This window comes from Methylobacterium terrae (genome assembly GCF_003173755.1).
Taxonomy (GTDB): domain Bacteria; phylum Pseudomonadota; class Alphaproteobacteria; order Rhizobiales; family Beijerinckiaceae; genus Methylobacterium; species Methylobacterium terrae.
Map to the genome: position 1 here is coordinate 859,655 of NZ_CP029553.1, position 15,833 is coordinate 875,487.

Consider the following 15,833-nt stretch of genomic DNA (forward strand, 5'->3'; position numbering starts at 1 on the left):
ACCGGCCGGTTGGTCAAGCGTGGCTCGACAGGTCCGGTCCGGCGCCGCTATCGGATGGTCGCGCTTCCCGAAGGACCCGAATGGCCGACCTCCTCGCGCCGCTCATCGACCATTTCCACGCCCGCACGCCGATCCGCGCCGGCTCCCTGGTGGTCACGGTCTTCGGCGACGCGGTGGTGCCGCGGGGCGGGGTGCTGTCGCTCGAATCGCTGCTCGCGATCACCCGGGCGTTCCGCATCGGCGACGGGGTGGTGCGCACGGCCTTGTCGCGGCTCGTCGCCGACGGCTGGTTCGAGCGCTGGAAGCTCGGCCGCAACAGCTTCTATCGCCTGACCCCGTCCGGCGGCGGCGCCTTCGCGCGGGCGACCGCCCGGATCTACGGCCCGGCGGCGCCGGCCTGGTCGGGCGCCTTCGACCTCCTGGTCCTCGACGGCGCCGGCGAGCGGCGGTCCGAACTCGCGGCGTCCGGCTACGGCAGCCTCGGGTCCGACCTGATGATCGGGGTCGTGCCCGCGACGGGGCCGGGGGAGGGGGGCATGATGGAGGCAGTCCTGCGCCTCGCCGCCCGGCCGGAGGATCCGGAGACCGCGCGCCGCCTCGCCGCCCGGGCCTGGCCGGTGGCGGAGGTGGGCGAACGCTACGCCCGCTTCACCGCCACCTTCGCGGCGGCCGGGGACAGCGTGGTTTCGGCCCCCCCGACGGGGCTCGACGCCCTGGTGCTGCGCATCCTCCTGATCCACGAGTACCGCCGCGCCGTCCTCAAGGACCCCCTGCTGCCCGCCGACCTGCTGCCGGAGGACTGGCCCGGGGCCGCGGCGCGGAGCGTGTGCGCCGCGATCTATCGCGCCGTCGCGCCGGCGGCGGAAGCCTGGCTCGACGCGAACGCGACCACAGATTCCGGTCCGCTGCCGCCGCCGGGAGTGAAGTTCGCGGCGCGGTTCGCCGCCTGAACGCCGCCATCCCGGCGGCCTCCCGCACCGCAACGTGTTACGAAAAATATTGCAATTCAAAAATTCCGTGACATATTGGGATCCAGAACGCTGAGGGAGGCGCGGCCATGTACACGCAGGCCTTGAACGCCAAGGACACCACCGCTCCGGTCGCCGGACCCGAGGAGGCCGCGCGCGCCGACCGGTTCCAGGCACGGATCGACGCCGAGGAGCGGATCGAGCCGAACGACTGGATGCCGGAGGCCTACCGGCGCACGCTGACCCGGCAGATCTCGCAGCACGCCCATTCCGAGATCGTCGGCATGCTGCCGGAGGGCAACTGGATCACCCGGGCGCCGACGCTCAAGCGCAAGGCCGCCCTGCTCGCCAAGGTGCAGGACGAGGCCGGCCACGGGCTCTACCTCTACTCGGCGGCCGAGACGCTGGGCACCAGCCGCGAGGAGATGTTCGAGCAGCTGCTCGCCGGCCGCGCCAAGTATTCGTCGATCTTCAACTACCCGACCCTGACCTGGGCCGATATCGGCGCCATCGGCTGGCTGGTCGACGGCGCGGCGATCATGAACCAGATCCCGCTCTGCCGCTGCTCCTACGGCCCTTACGCCCGCGCGATGGTCCGCGTCTGCAAGGAGGAGAGCTTCCACCAGCGCCAGGGCTACGAGATCATGCTGACCCTCTGCCGCGGCACGGCGGAGCAGAAGGCGATGGCGCAGGACGCCCTGAACCGCTGGTGGTGGCCCTGCCTGATGATGTTCGGCCCGCCCGACGCCGAGAGCCAGCATTCCGACCAGTCGGCGAAGTGGAAGATCAAGCGCTTCTCCAACGACGAGCTGCGCCAGAAATTCGTCGACGCGACGGTGCCGCAGGGCCAGTATCTCGGCCTGACCTTCCCCGACCCGGACCTCGCCTACGACGAGGCCGCCGGCCACTGGCGCTACGGCGCCATCGACTGGGAGGAGTTCAAGCAGGTGCTCGCCGGCAACGGTCCCTGCAACCGTCAGCGCATGAAGCAGCGCCGCGACGCCCACGCCGCCGGCGCCTGGGTGCGCGAGGCCGCGATGGCGCATGCCGAGAAGCGCACCCGCCGCGCCGAAGCCGCGAAGGCCGCCGACTTGCCGCAGGCGGCGTGAGGGAGGGGACGATGCCTGAGCAGAAGATTCCGCTCTGGGAGGTGTTCATCCGCTCCCGCAACGGCCTGGCGCACAAGCATGTCGGCTCGCTCCACGCCGCGGATTCCGCCATGGCGCTCCAGGCCGCCCGCGACGTCTACACCCGCCGCGGCGAGGGGCTGTCGCTCTGGGTCGTGCCCTCCGCGGCGATCGTCGCCTCGGACCCGGCCGACAAGGACGTGATGTTCGAGCCCACCGCCTCGAAGATCTACCGGCACCCGACCTTCTACGAGGTGCCGGACGAGGTCGGGCATATGTGAGGGCGAGGTCCGCGCTTCACGATCGGGCGCGGGTTTCTCTTCTCCCCGCGGGCGGGGAGAGGGCCGAGCCCTCCGTTCAGGGGGCGGCGAGCCCGCAGCGAACCCCAGGTTCGCCGCGGGGGTGAGGGGGTGTTTCCGGAGGAGTCTCATCCGTCGAGACCCCCTCACCCTCGCTCCGGCGACGCCTCCGCTCGTCACGACCCCGACAAGGGGGCCGTGACCCTCTCCCCGCCCGCGGGGAGAGGAGAAGATTCGCGCCTCATCCTCTACGGCGTCGTCGCTTACCCGAGGCCCCCATGCCCACCACCTCCCTCAGCCTCACCGAGACCCCGCTGCTGGCCGGCATCCTGGCCTTGGCGGACGACGCGCTGATCCTCGGGCACCGGCTCTCCGAGTGGTGCGGGCACGCGCCGATGCTGGAGGAGGACATCGCGCTCGCCAACATCGCCCTCGACTGCGTCGGCCAGGCCCGCTCCTTCTACGCCTACGCCGCCGAGGTGGCGGGGGAGGGGCTTTCCGAGGACGACTTCGCCTATCGCCGCGAGGCCGGGCAGTACCGCAACTGCCTGCTGGTCGAGCAGCCGAACGGCGACTTCGCCGGGACGATCGTGCGCCAGGTGCTGGTCTCGGCCTTCATCGATCCGTATTACCGCGCGCTCACGACCTCCCGCGACGCGACGCTCGCCGCCATCGCCGCGAAGGCCGAGAAGGAGACCGCCTACCATCTGCGCCATTCCGGCGAGTGGCTGATCCGGCTCGGCGACGGCACCGACGAGAGCCATCGGCGCGCCTGCGCCGCCCTCGACGAGCTGTGGCCCTATACGGGCGAGCTGTTCGAGGTCGATGCCGTGGAAGGAGCGCTGATCGAGGCCGGCACGCTGCCCGACCCCCGCGCCCTGCGCGGGGCGTTCGACGCCACCCTCGACCACATCCTCGGGGAGGCGACGCTGGCCCGCCCCACCGGCGGCTGGATGCAGAGCGGCGGCCGGGCCGGGCGCCACAGCGAGCATCTCGGCTTCATCCTGACCGACCTGCAATACCTGCAGCGCGCCCATCCGGGGGCGACCTGGTGACCCCCGCCGACGCCGATCTCGCCCGCCGGGCGCATGAGGCCGCCGCGACCGTGTGCGACCCCGAGATCCCGGTTCTCACCATCGCGGATCTCGGCGTGCTGCGCGAGGTGACCGTCGAGGACGGCCGGGTCGAGGTCGCGATCACGCCGACCTATTCGGGCTGCCCGGCGATGGACGTGATCGGCATCGAGGTCCAGACGGCGCTCGCCGAGGCCGGCATCCCCGACGCCCGGGTGCGCCTGGTCCTGTCCCCGGCCTGGACCACCGACTGGATGAGCGAGGCCGGCAAGGACAAGCTTCGCGCCTACGGCATCGCGCCGCCGGCGGGAAAAGCCTCGCGCCGGGCCTTGTTCGGCGAGGAGACGGTCGCCTGCCCGCATTGCGGCTCGGCCGCGACGGAGAAAGTCTCCGAGTTCGGCTCCACCGCCTGCAAGTCCCTGTGGCGCTGCCGGGCCTGCCGCGAGCCGTTCGATTCCTTCAAGTGCATCTGAGGCGCCGATGACCCCCCGCTTCCATCGCCTGCGCGTCGCCGAGATCCGCCGCGAGACGCCGGACGCCGTCTCGATCGCCTTCGCGGTGCCCGAGGAGGCGCGCGAGGCCTTCGGCTTCTCCTGCGGCCAGTACCTGACCCTGAAGGCCACCGTCGATGGCGAGGAGGTGCGCCGCTCCTACTCGATCTGCTCCGGCGTCGGCGAGCCTGAGCTGCGCGTCGCGATCAAGCGCGTCGAGGGCGGGCTGTTCTCGGGCTTCGCCAACGCGGCGATCGCGCCGGGAGACGAGATCGAGGTGATGCCGCCGATGGGCCGGTTCGGCGTCGAGATCCGGCCGGACGAGGCCCGCACCTTCGTGGGCTTCGCGGCGGGGTCGGGCATCACACCGATCCTGTCGATCATCCGCACCGTGCTCGCCGCCGAGCCGAGGAGCCGCTTCTTCCTGTTCTACGGCAACCGCGCCACCGGCTCGATCCTGTTTCGCGAAGCGCTGGAGAGCCTGAAGGACCGCTTCCTCGACCGGCTCTCGGTCTTCCACGTCCTCTCGCGCGAGACGCAGGACCTGTCGGTCCTCAACGGGCGGCTGGACGGCGAGAAGGCGGCCCTGTTCCTGCGCAACATCGTGCCGGCGGCGCTGGTCGACCACGCCTTCGTGTGCGGCCCGGGCGAGATGATCGACGCGGTCGAGGGCGCGCTGCTGACGCTCGGCCTGCCGCGCGAGCGGGTCCATGTCGAGCGCTTCACGCCGGCCGAGCCGGGCCGCACCCGCGCCGCCCGCCCGGTCTCGACGAAGGCCGCGCCGGCGGCGCTCGCCACGGTCATCACCGACGGTATCGCCACCGAGGTGCCGGTGGCCGAGGGCGAGGCGGTGCTCGACGCCGCGATCCGCGCCGGCCTCGACCTGCCCTATTCCTGCCGGGGCGGCATGTGCTGCACCTGCCGCGCCAAGGTGGTGGACGGCAGCGTGGCGATGGAGGTGAACTATTCGTTGGAGCCGTGGGAGGTGGAGGCCGGCTTCGTCCTCACCTGCCAGGCCCGGCCGACCTCCGGGCGGGTGACGGTGGATTTCGATCAGGTGTGATACGATTTCCGCAGGGAAACTTCCGGGAGTCGTATCGTGAGCCGATGCGGCGCTCGATCGGGGCCGACTTCCGCAACGCGACGCGATCGGAAGTGGGTGATCCGGCCGGAGGAGGCGCTGCGTCGATCTCCGGCGCGTCGATGCTGTTCACCGTCGCGCGGACGGCTGGACGAGGAGACGACGGCTCTGTGTCAGCCGCCCATCAGTCGCGGCGATGATGACGATCCGATGTCGAAACTCGCCCTTGCCCGTTCGGCCTGCTCCACCAAGTGGTCTCTGAAGTCGTCCTCGACCTGAATCAGGTGGCCGCGCAATCTCTTGTTGTCGATATAGGGTATGAAGAGATCGTGCGAGCCGGCGAGCCACACCGCTGATGTACGGAGCGCCGGTACGTCCAAGACCCTGATGTCGTACTTTTCGTCGGCTTGGATTGCAACGGTTTCAGCCAAATGTGCGGCTGCCAGGAGACGACGCGCGTTGTCGTTCCTCGACAGGCTCGCGAACCGCATAGTTCCTCCCGCGGTTTGTCCCACATCCGCGAATGCCGCGCTCCCGCCTTTCTCGATCAGGTACCGCCACCCGACTTGCTCCGCTTCGTCGATGCTGTGGGGGCCGGTGATCTTGTCGAGCCTGAGTTGATATAAGGGTAAAGGATCGGACATGTCCATACGGGCGCCGCCCAGAGCGGAGGCCGCGCCGGTCTCAGGCCACAAATCCTCCAACGCGCGTCCGACGACGCGCCGCCCTTCATCCGGAGACTTCATTAGCTGGATCGCCATCGTCATGCTCCGAGTGTGTCGGGATCGTCGGGGGAGGTGGAGACCGTTACCGTCGCTCCACCGAGGGATGCCGGTGTCGTCAGGTATGAATGCGTCCAGTTCCCGCCGCCATGATAAAGGGATGGGAACTCATTGAAGGCAACCTCCTGCTCCAGGTAGAACGGATCGGCGATATTGAGGTATTGATCACCGCCGCTGCCGATCCGCCAACCCTTGACCACGGCGAAATGACCGCCGCCGCCGTACCAGCCGATGCGGCAGCAGAGCGGCGTATCGTTGGCAACGTTCCGTTGGATCCCGGCGAAGCTCGTCGCAGAGGAGCGCATATCCAGAAGGTTGCCGGTGATGGTCAGTGCCCGATCGAGGTACCATGGCCGGTTGCACTTTTGAGGATCCGACGCGCCGTCGCTACAACAATCGGTCCGGCCCAGGGCTTCGCCGGCCAGCTCGCATTGGCTGCGCCGTGATGTCGGATCGTAGAAGCTCTCGACACTGACGGCGACGGCCGCCCAGCACCAGTCGCTCTGCTCCTGGACCTGAACGGTGATGTTGATGTTCGAGGCCTGTGGCGATGTCGGTCCTGAGCCTCCCAAGGCCGATGCGGCGCTGGCTGTCGGAGGGGTGTGCAACGGACGTGGCGACAAAAAACTCGGTATCGCCATTTCGGCTCTCTCCCTGTTCCCTGGGACAAGATGTAGTCGCTGCTGCCCGCGGGTCAAGAATCGTAGAGGCGCATCCGGCGCCTTTCGAAGAAAATCTCCTTTCCAAAGATGGTATAATTGCCCGCAGTTCCCGCATGATGGACCATCGTTGTTTTCGCATTATCAATCAGCCGTAATTAATATTTACAAACAAAACAAAAATTTTTTTATAAATTATATTTCTCGAAGAAATCCAATGCTATGGAGACAGCATTGGATTTCTTCGTGCCGGTATGGTGTGCGGTCCGGACAGCTCGGACCGATGGTCGCTACTTCCCCGCCGCCACCGCCGTCAGCGCCGTCATGTTGACGATGCCGCGCACCGTGGTGGTGTGGGTGAGGATGTGGACCGGGGCGGCCGCGCCGAGCAGGATCGGCCCGACGCTGATGCCCTGGCCCGCCACCACCTTGAGCGCGTTGAGGGTGATGTTGGCGGCATCCAGGTTCGGCATCACCAGGAGGTTGGCCTCGCCGGTGAGGCGCGATTCCGGGAAGACCCGCTCCATCAGCGGCCGGCTCAGCGCCGCGTCGGCCTGCATCTCGCCCTCGACCTCGAGGTCCGGCGCCCGCTCGGTGATGAGCGAGAGCGCCTTGCGCATCTTCTCGGCCGAGGGGTTGCGGGCGGTGCCGAAGCTCGAATGCGAGACGAGGGCCACCCGCGGGGTCTGGCCGAAGCGGCGCATCTCGGCGGCGGCGAGCAGCGTCATGTCGGCCAGTTCCTCCGCCCCCGGATCGAGGTGGATGTAGGGGTCGCAGATGAACAGCGTGTGCCGCGGCAGCTGCAGCAGGCTCATGGCGGTGAGCGCCTTCACGCCGGCTGCCATCCCGATCACCTCGCGCACGTGGCGCAGGTGGCTGTGATAGGAGCCGGTGCCGCCGCAGAGGAGCCCGTCGACCTTGCCGAGCCCGAGCAGCATCGCGCCGACGAGGGTCGGGTTGCGGCGCGCCTCCGCCAGCGCCACCTCGCGCGACAGGCCGTTGCGCTTGCGCTTGGCGTAGTAGCCCTGCGCGGCCTCGGCCTGGAACACCTCGTCGTCGAGATCCTGCACGTCGACGTCGCGGCCGACCTCGATGCGAAGCCCGAGCGCCTTCATCTTGTCGGCGATGACCTCGCGGCGGCCGACCAGGACCGGACGGGCCAGGCCCTCGTCGACCACCACTTGGGCTGCACGCAGCACCCGGTCGTCCTCGCCCTCGGCATAGGCCACGCGGGCGCGGGCGGCCTCGGTCGCCGCCGCGAAGACCGGCTGCATCACCGTCCCGGAGGTGTAGACGAGGCGCTCGAGCGAGCGGCGATAGGCCTCGACGTCGAGCATCGGCTTCGTCGCGACGCCGCTCTCGGTGGCGGCGAGCGCCACGGCCGGGGCGACCTTGGTGATCAGCCGCGGGTCGAACGGGCGCGGGATCAGGTAGTCGGGCCCGAAGGCGATGTCCTGCGTGCCGTAGGCCGCCGTGACGACGTCCGACTGCTCGGCCCGGGCGAGCTCGGCGATGGCCTTCACCGCCGCGAGCTTCATCTCCTCGTTGATCATGGTCGCGCCGACATCGAGAGCGCCGCGGAAGATGAACGGGAAGCACAGGACGTTGTTGACTTGGTTCGGGTAGTCCGACCGGCCGGTGGCGATGATCGCGTCGGGGCGCACGGCCTTGGCGGCTTCCGGCCGGATCTCCGGCTCGGGGTTGGCGAGCGCCAGGATCAGGGGCTTGTCGGCCATGCCCTTGACCATCTCGGGGGTCAGCGCGCCGGCGGCCGAGAGGCCGAGGAAGATGTCGGTGCCCGGCACCGCGTCGGCCAGCGTCCGGGCCTCGGTGACTTGCGCGTATTGCGCCTTCTGGGCGTCGAGGTTGTTGCGGCCCTGGTAGATCACGCCGCGGCTGTCGGTGACGAGCACCTTCGCCTTGTCGAGGCCGAGGCTGACCAGGAGGTTGAGGCAGGCGATGGCGGCGGCGCCCGCGCCCGAGCAGACGACGCGCACGTCCTCGATCTTCTTACCGACCACTTCGAGGCCGTTGAGGATCGCCGCGGCGGCGATGATCGCGGTGCCGTGCTGGTCGTCGTGGAAGACCGGGATCTTCATCCGCTCACGCAGGCGGGTCTCGATCTCGAAGCATTCCGGCGCCTTGATGTCCTCGAGGTTGATGCCCCCGAAGGTCGGCTCCAGGCTCGCGATGATGTCGACGAGCTTGTCCGGATCGGTCTCGTCGATCTCGATGTCGAACACGTCGATGCCGGCGAACTTGCGGAACAGGCAGCCCTTGCCCTCCATCACCGGCTTGCCGGCGAGCGCGCCGATGTTGCCGAGGCCGAGCACCGCGGTGCCGTTCGAGATCACCGCCACGAGGTTGCCGCGGGAGGTGAGCTCCGCGGCCTGGGCCGGGTCCTTCTCGATCGCGAGGCAGGCGGCGGCGACGCCCGGCGAGTAGGCGAGCGCGAGGTCGCGCTGCGTGCTCATGTCCTTGGTCGGCAGCACCGCGATCTTCCCCGGCGTCGGGAAGCGGTGGTAGTCGAGGGCGGCCTTCTCGAGTTGCTCGTCCATGGGGTGTCCTCCTTCGTATATGGGATGGCGGGGTGCGCAGGGCGCACGGAGCCGTGTCCCGGCCGGCGCCATTCGTGGGCGCCGATCGGGATGGCAACGCTCAAGGTTGGGGTCTGATCCCGCTGGGAGTGGCGGGAGAATGCGAACGACGTGTCTGTCGAACAGGCCGGCGTGACGCAGACGATATCGAACGAAGCGCGGGTTTCTCCTCTCCCTGCGGGCGGGGAGAGGACTTCATCGACCTTGTCGTCGATGAAGTGAGTGGTGAACCGCAGGTTCGCCGCGAGGGTGAGGGGGTGTTTCCGGAAGAGACCCATCCGGAGAGACCCCCTCACCTTCGGCTGCCGCCTCGCTGTTGACCCGACAAGGGGTCAACAGCCCTCTCCCCGCCCGCGGGGAGAGGGGGATGCGCACCCTCGGCTTGAAAACCTGGAAGCGGGGCGGGGCGAAGCCGTCCCGCCCGCCGCCTCAATGCGCCTTCTTCTTCGGCATGTAGAGGTCGGTGATGGTGCCCTCGAACGCCTCGGCCGCCATGCCGACCGTCTCCGACAGGGTCGGGTGCGGGTGGATGGTGAGCCCGATATCCTCGGCATCCGCCCCCATCTCGATGGCGAGCGCGGCCTCCGCGATCAGGTCGCCGGCGGACGGGCCGACGATGCCGCAGCCGACGATGCGGTTCGATTCCTCGTCGAACAGCACCTTGGTCAGGCCCTCGTCGCGCCCGAGCGACAGCGAGCGGCCGCTCGCCGCCCAGGGGAACACGCCCTTGCCGACCTTGATGCCCTTGGCCTTGGCCTCGGTCTCCGAGAGGCCGACCCAGGCCACCTCCGGATCGGTGTAGGCCACCGACGGGATCACCTTGGCGTCGAAGAACGAGTTCTTGCCCGCAGCCGCTTCCGCCGCGACCTTGCCCTCGTGCACCGCCTTGTGGGCGAGCATCGGCTGGCCGACCACGTCGCCGATGGCGAAGATGTGGCCTGCGGTGGTGCGCATCTGCTTGTCGACCGGGATGAAGCCCCGCTCGTCCACCGCGACGCCGGCCGCTTCGGCGTTGATCAGCTTGCCGTTGGGACGGCGGCCGACCGAGACCAGGATCTTGTCGAAGGTGTCGGTGGCGGGAGCCGAGCCGCCCTCGAACGTCACCTTGAGACCTTCCGGCAGCGCCTCGACGGCCGTGACCTTGGCCTTGAGGTGGATCGCCTCGTACTGCTTCGAGATCCGCTTGAAGAGCGGCGTGACGATGTCCTTGTCGGCACCCGGGATGATCTGGTCCATCAGCTCGACGATCGTCACCTTGGACCCGAGCGCGTGGTAGACCGTCGCCATCTCGAGGCCGATGATGCCGCCGCCGATGACCAGCAGGCGCTTCGGCACCCCGTCGAGCTCGAGCGCCCCGGTCGAGTCGATGACGCGCGGGTCGTCGTGCGGGATGAACGGCATCTTGATCGGCTCGGAGCCGGCCGCGATGACGGCGTTGTCGAAGCCGATGATCGTCTTCTTGCCCTCGTGCTCGACCTCGATCTGGTGCGGGCTGACGAAGCGGGCGGTGCCGGTGACCACCGTCACCTTGCGCTGCTTGGCGAGCCCCCCGAGGCCGCCGGTCAGGCGCTTGACCACGCCCTCCTTCCAGCTCCGCAACTGGTCGATGTCGATCTGGGGTGCGGCGAAGCTGATGCCGTGCGAGGCCATCGCCTGGCTCTCGTCGATCACCTTGGCGGCGTGGAGGAGCGCCTTCGAGGGGATGCAGCCGACGTTGAGGCAGACCCCGCCGAGGCTCGGCCAGCGCTCGACCAGAATCACCTTCTTGCCGAGGTCGGCGGCGCGGAACGCCGCCGTGTAGCCACCCGGGCCGGCGCCGAGCACCAGCACCTCGGCCCGCATCTCCTCGCCGGAGACCGGGGCCGCGCCCTTGGGAGCGGGGGCGGCGGAGGCCCCCTGCCCGCCGGCGGTGGCGGGCGAGCCGTAGCCCGCCTGGCCCGCGCCCGCTGCCAGCGGCGAGCCGCCGGCCGCCGGAGCGGAGGCCGGGGCCGCCTTCTCGGCGACCTCGGGCTTCGCTTGGCCGCTTCCGGCCGCCGCGCCCTCGAGCACCAGGAGAAGATCGCCCTGCGTGACCGTGTCGCCGGGCTTGATCTTCACCTCCGCGACCGTGCCGGCCACGGAGGAGGGGACGTCCATGGTCGCCTTGTCGGATTCCAGGACGACGATGGTGTCGTCGACCGCGATCGTGTCGCCGGCCTTGACCAGCACCTCGATCACCGGGACGTTCTTGAAGTCGCCGATGTCCGGCAGACGGACTTCGTTGCTCATCGGATCACCTCGCTGTGTGGTTCGTCAGACGACGAGGCGCCGGACGTCCTCGAGGACGTGGGCGAGGTGGCGGGTGAAGCGCGCGGCCAGCGCGCCGTCGATCACGCGGTGGTCGTAGGAGACCGAGAGCGGCAGCATCAGGCGCGGCTTGAACTCGGTGCCGTTCCAGACCGGCGCCATCTTGGAGCGCACGACGCCCAGGATCGCGACCTCGGGGGCGTTGACGAGCGGCGTGAAGCCGGTGCCGCCGATGCCGCCGAGCGACGAGATCGTGAAGGTGGCGCCCTGCATGTCGCCGCTGCCGAGCTTGCCGTCGCGGGCCTTCTTCGACAGCGAACCCAGCTCCTGGCTGATCTCGACGATGCCCTTGCGGTCGGCATCCTTGACCACCGGGACGACGAGGCCGTCCGGCGTGTCGACGGCGACGCCGATGTTGTAGTATTTTTTCAGGATCATCGCGTCCTTCTCGGGGTTCAGCGACGCGTTGAACTCCGGGTGCTGGCGAAGCGCCGAGACCGCGGCCTTGATCAGGAACGACAGCAGGGTGACGCGGTAGCCCTTGTCCTTGCCGGCGGTGTCGAGTTCCTTGCGGTAGGCGTCGGTCTCGGTGATGTCCGACTCGTCCGAATGGGTGACGAGCGGCACGTTGAGCCAGGCGCGGTGCAGGTGCGGGCCGGAGATCTTCTTGATCCGCGGCAGCGGCTTGACCTCGGTCGGGCCGAACTTCGAGAAGTCGACCGCCGGGATCTCCGGGATGCCCATGCTGCCGGTGGCCACCGCCGTGCCGGCGGCGGGCGCGGGGGCGGCGGAGCGCACGAGCGTGCCCTTCACGTCCTCCTTGGTGATCCGGCCCTTCTCGCCGGTGCCCTTGATGCCGTTGAGATCGACGCCGAGCTCGCGGGCGAGGCGCCGCACCGCGGGGCTGGCATGGACGTTCGAGAAGTCCGGCGCCGACGAGGCCGGAGCGGCGACCGGCGGGGCGGCGGGCTTGGCCGGATCCGGCTCCTGCTGCGGCATCAGCGCGGCGGTGTCGGCGGAGGGCGCCGCACCGGCACCCGGGGTCGCGGCGGCGGCCGCCGCCGGGGCCTTCTCCTCGCCCTCGCCCTTCAGCAGCAGGACCGCGCTGCCCTCGCTCACCTTGTCGCCGACCTTGACCAGGATCTTCTCGATCACGCCGGCCGACGGGGAGGGCACCTCCATCGTCGCCTTGTCGGATTCGAGCGAGACGATCGGGTCCTCGGCCCCGATGGTGTCGCCCTCCTTCACCAGGATCTCGATGATCGGGATGTCCTTGAAATCGCCGATATCCGGGATCTTGACCTCGATCGACACTGCGCACTCTCCCAATTGATTTGCTTAAGCTGCTTTACGCAGGTGGAATTCTCGGCGCGCGAGGCCGGCTGCTCCCTGGCATCCGCAGGGTCGTCCGGGCAAAGTCCCTTCGAGGATCAAGCGCGGGACCCCCTCTCCCGTGTGGGAGAGGGGTAGGGGTGAGGGTGCTACGGTTCCGCAGAATACCGAACCGTTCTGCTACCAGCACCACGCTCAGTGTCTCACACTGAAGCGTGTCACCCTCACCCCCGGCCCCTCTCCCAAACGGGAGAGGGGGGACCCGCGCCTTGTCCTTTCCCCGGACACCCTGGGGCATCCGGGAGACGAGACCTCGCGTGCCTTGAGACTCACACCGTCCAGGGGGCCGGCTTCTCCGGGTTCAGCCCGTACTTGGCGATCGCCTCGGCGACCTTGGCGGCCGGCACGGCGCCCTCCTCGGCCAGGCTCTTGAGCGCCGCGACGACGACCCAGTAGCGGTTGACCTCGAAGAACTCGCGCAGGCGCACCCGGTAATCCGAGCGGCCGAAGCCGTCGGTGCCGAGCACCTTGTAGCGGCCCGGCACGTAGGGACGGATCTGGTCGGCGAAGAGCCGCATGTAGTCGGTCGCCGCGATGACCGGGCCCTTGCGCCCTTCGAGGCAGGTCTCGACGTAGCTCTTCTTCTGCGTCTCGGTCGGGTGGAGCATGTTCCAGCGCTCCGCCGCCATCGCCTCGCGGCGCAGTTCGGTGAAGCTTGGGCAGGACCAGATATCGGCGGCAATGCCGAAATCCTGCTCCAGCAACTCGGCCCCGGCGATCACCTCGCGCAGGATCGTACCCGAGCCCATCAGCTGAACCCGGTTCGCCGCGCCCGCCTTGCCCTCGCGGAACAGGTACATCCCCTTGAGGATCCCGGCCTCGGCCCCGTCGGGCATGCCGGGATGCTCGTAGTTCTCGTTCATCACCGTGATGTAGTAGAACACGTCCTCCTGCTCGGCATACATCCGGCGCAGGCCGTCCTGCACGATCACCGCCACCTCGTAGGAGAAGGTCGGGTCGTAGGAGACGCAGTTCGGGATGGTGGCCGAGATCAGGTGGCTGTGGCCGTCCTCGTGCTGCAGGCCCTCGCCGTTGAGGGTCGTGCGGCCGGCGGTGCCGCCGATCATGAAGCCGCGGGCGCGCATGTCGCCGGCGGCCCAGGCGAGGTCGCCGATGCGCTGGAACCCGAACATCGAGTAGTAGATGTAGAACGGGATCGTCGGCGCGTCGGAATGCGAGTACGAGGTCGCGGCCGCGATCCAGGACGACATCGCGCCGGCCTCGTTGATGCCCTCCTGGAGCATCTGGCCCTTCTCGTCCTCGCGGTAGTACATCAGCTGGTTGGCGTCTTCCGGCCGGTAGAGCTGGCCGACCTGGCTGAAGATGCCGAACTGGCGGAACATGCCCTCCATGCCGAAGGTCCGGCTCTCGTCGGGCACGATCGGCACGATGCGGTTGCCGATGTTCTTGTCGCGCAGCAGGGTGTTGAGCACCCGCACGAACGCCATGGTGGTGGAGATCTCGCGGCCCGCGGTCTCCTTCAGCTGGGCCGAGAAGGCGTCGAGCGGCGGGATCTGCAGCGCCTGCGACGTCTGCCGGCGCGCCGGCAGCGGGCCGCCGAGCGCCTTGCGGCGGGCCATGAGATACTCGTGCTCCGGCGACCCCTCGGGGAAGCGGATGAACGGGATCTCGGCGATCTGGTCGTCGTTGAGGTCGATCTGGAAGCGGTCGCGGAACTGCTTGAGCACCGCCTCGCCCATCTTCTTCTGCTGATGGGTGATGTTCTGCGCCTCACCGGCCTCGCCCATGCCGTAGCCCTTGACGGTCTTGGCGAGGATGAGGGTCGGCTGGCCCTTGTGCTTCACCGCCGCCGAGTAGGCCGCGAACACCTTGCTCGGGTCGTGGCCGCCGCGGGTGAGCCGCCAGATGTCGTCGTCGCTCCAGTCCTTCACCAGGGCGGCGGTCTCCGGGTACTTGCCGAAGAAGTGCTCGCGGATGTAGGCGCCGTTCTTCGACTTGAAGTCCTGGTACTCGCCGTCGACGCACTCCTCCATCAGGCGCGCCAGCATGCCGGTGGTGTCGCGGGCGAGCAGCTGGTCCCAGCCCGAGCCCCACAGCACCTTGATGACGTTCCAGCCGGCGCCGCGGAAGTTGGCCTCGAGCTCCTGGACGATCTTGCCGTTGCCGCGCACCGGGCCGTCGAGGCGCTGCAGGTTGCAGTTGATGACGAAGACCAGGTTGTCGAGCTTCTCGCGCGACGCGAGCGAGATCGCGCCGAGCGATTCCGGCTCGTCCATCTCGCCGTCGCCCATGAAGGCCCAGACCTTGCGGCCGTCGGTCTGCGCGAGCCCGCGATGGTGCAGGTAGCGCAGGTAGCGCGCCTGATAGATCGCCATCAGGGGGCCGAGGCCCATCGAGACGGTCGGGAACTGCCAGAAATCCGGCATCAGCCAGGGATGCGGATAGGAGGAGAGGCCCTTGCCGCCGACTTCCTGGCGGAAGCTGAGCATCTGCTCCTCGGTCAGGCGCCCCTCCAGGTAGGCGCGGGCGTAGATGCCCGGCGAGGAATGGCCCTGGACGTAGATCAGGTCGCCGCCGCGCTCCCCCTCGGCGCCGTGCCAGAAATGCATGAAGCCGGTGTCGTACAGGGTCGCGGCGGACTGGAAGCTGGCGATGTGGCCGCCGAGTTCCGACGAGTCCTTGTTGTTGCGCAGGATGATCGCGATCGCGTTCCAGCGGATCGCCGAGCGGATGCGGTGCTCGATCACCCGGTCGCCCGGATGCGGGTCCTGCTTGTCGACCGGAATCGTGTTCAGGTACGCGGTGTTGGCCGAGTACGGGACGGGCGCGCCCTTCTTGCGGGCGCCCTCGATGACCTGCTCGATGAGGAAGTGCGCCCGCTCCGGGCCCTCGACCTCCAGCACGCCGTCGAGCGAGTCGAGCCACTCCTGGGTCTCGACCGGGTCGAGATCGCGACTGCGTTCCACGTTGTCCTCCCTAGGGTCATACTCGATTGGTGGGCCGAGCTGCCGCAGGCGTCAGCATCGTTCGTGCCACCGCTATGCTTCCGCAGCTCGTCAAGGATTGCAAGGGTTTAGCGCCCGGAACGGGGACGGGCGTTCCGGTCGTCCGCATCGC

The 15,833-nt window shown here is 68.8% G+C and carries 12 protein-coding genes; 6 read left to right on the plus strand and 6 right to left on the minus strand.

Annotation, left to right across the window (positions count from 1 at the left end; all coding sequences use genetic code 11):
• Window positions 1-80 precede the first annotated feature (80 nt).
• From DK419_RS03815 to paaE, 6 genes are all read left to right on the plus strand, one after another.
• Window positions 81-950, plus strand: coding sequence for a PaaX family transcriptional regulator C-terminal domain-containing protein (locus DK419_RS03815; RefSeq protein ID WP_109957919.1), 870 nt, complete (start codon window positions 81-83; stop codon window positions 948-950).
• Window positions 951-1,057: 107 nt separating this feature from the next.
• A complete protein-coding gene (gene paaA, locus DK419_RS03820) occupies window positions 1,058-2,077 on the plus strand; it encodes a 1,2-phenylacetyl-CoA epoxidase subunit PaaA (RefSeq protein ID WP_109957920.1) in 1,020 nt (339 codons plus the stop codon).
• A gap of 11 nt (window positions 2,078-2,088) precedes the next feature.
• Complete coding sequence (gene paaB, locus DK419_RS03825) at window positions 2,089-2,376, plus strand: 1,2-phenylacetyl-CoA epoxidase subunit PaaB (protein WP_109957921.1); 288 nt, start codon at window positions 2,089-2,091, stop codon at window positions 2,374-2,376.
• A 296-nt stretch (window positions 2,377-2,672) separates the two neighbouring features.
• The gene (gene paaC / locus DK419_RS03830; RefSeq protein WP_109957922.1) at window positions 2,673-3,449 is read left to right on the plus strand and encodes a 1,2-phenylacetyl-CoA epoxidase subunit PaaC; all 777 of its coding nucleotides are present in this window, start codon (window positions 2,673-2,675) and stop codon (window positions 3,447-3,449) included.
• The gene (gene paaD, locus DK419_RS03835) at window positions 3,443-3,940 is read left to right on the plus strand and encodes a 1,2-phenylacetyl-CoA epoxidase subunit PaaD (protein ID WP_109962111.1); all 498 of its coding nucleotides are present in this window, start codon (window positions 3,443-3,445) and stop codon (window positions 3,938-3,940) included. Before paaC ends, paaD begins: the two co-directional genes overlap by 7 nt.
• A 7-nt stretch (window positions 3,941-3,947) precedes the next feature.
• Entirely contained in the window at window positions 3,948-5,021 is a 1,074-nt protein-coding gene (paaE, locus tag DK419_RS03840; protein WP_109957923.1) for a 1,2-phenylacetyl-CoA epoxidase subunit PaaE, read from the plus strand.
• Window positions 5,022-5,212: 191 nt separating this feature from the next.
• Here the strand turns inward: paaE and DK419_RS03845 are convergent, their stop codons facing one another.
• From DK419_RS03845 to aceE, 6 genes are all read right to left on the minus strand, one after another.
• Entirely contained in the window at window positions 5,213-5,800 is a 588-nt protein-coding gene (locus tag DK419_RS03845) for a hypothetical protein (RefSeq protein WP_109957924.1), read from the minus strand.
• 2 nt (window positions 5,801-5,802) lie between these two features.
• Window positions 5,803-6,462: a papain-like cysteine protease family protein gene (locus tag DK419_RS03850; RefSeq protein ID WP_109957925.1), complete on the minus strand. Its 660-nt coding sequence runs from the start codon at window positions 6,460-6,462 to the stop codon at window positions 5,803-5,805.
• Window positions 6,463-6,770: 308 nt separating this feature from the next.
• Entirely contained in the window at window positions 6,771-9,038 is a 2,268-nt protein-coding gene (locus DK419_RS03855; RefSeq protein ID WP_109957926.1) for an NADP-dependent malic enzyme, read from the minus strand.
• A 468-nt stretch (window positions 9,039-9,506) separates the two neighbouring features.
• Window positions 9,507-11,345 carry a dihydrolipoyl dehydrogenase gene (gene lpdA, locus DK419_RS03865; RefSeq protein ID WP_109957927.1) on the minus strand — a complete coding sequence of 613 codons (1,839 nt, stop codon included), beginning with the start codon at window positions 11,343-11,345 and terminating at the stop codon, window positions 9,507-9,509.
• A 24-nt stretch (window positions 11,346-11,369) separates the two neighbouring features.
• On the minus strand, window positions 11,370-12,677 hold the full coding sequence (aceF, locus tag DK419_RS03870) for a dihydrolipoyllysine-residue acetyltransferase (RefSeq protein WP_109957928.1): 1,308 nt from the start codon (window positions 12,675-12,677) through the stop codon (window positions 11,370-11,372).
• A gap of 347 nt (window positions 12,678-13,024) precedes the next feature.
• Window positions 13,025-15,682, minus strand: a complete 2,658-nt coding sequence (gene aceE / locus DK419_RS03875; RefSeq protein ID WP_109957929.1) for a pyruvate dehydrogenase (acetyl-transferring), homodimeric type — start codon at window positions 15,680-15,682, stop codon at window positions 13,025-13,027.
• Window positions 15,683-15,833: the final 151 nt, after the last annotated feature.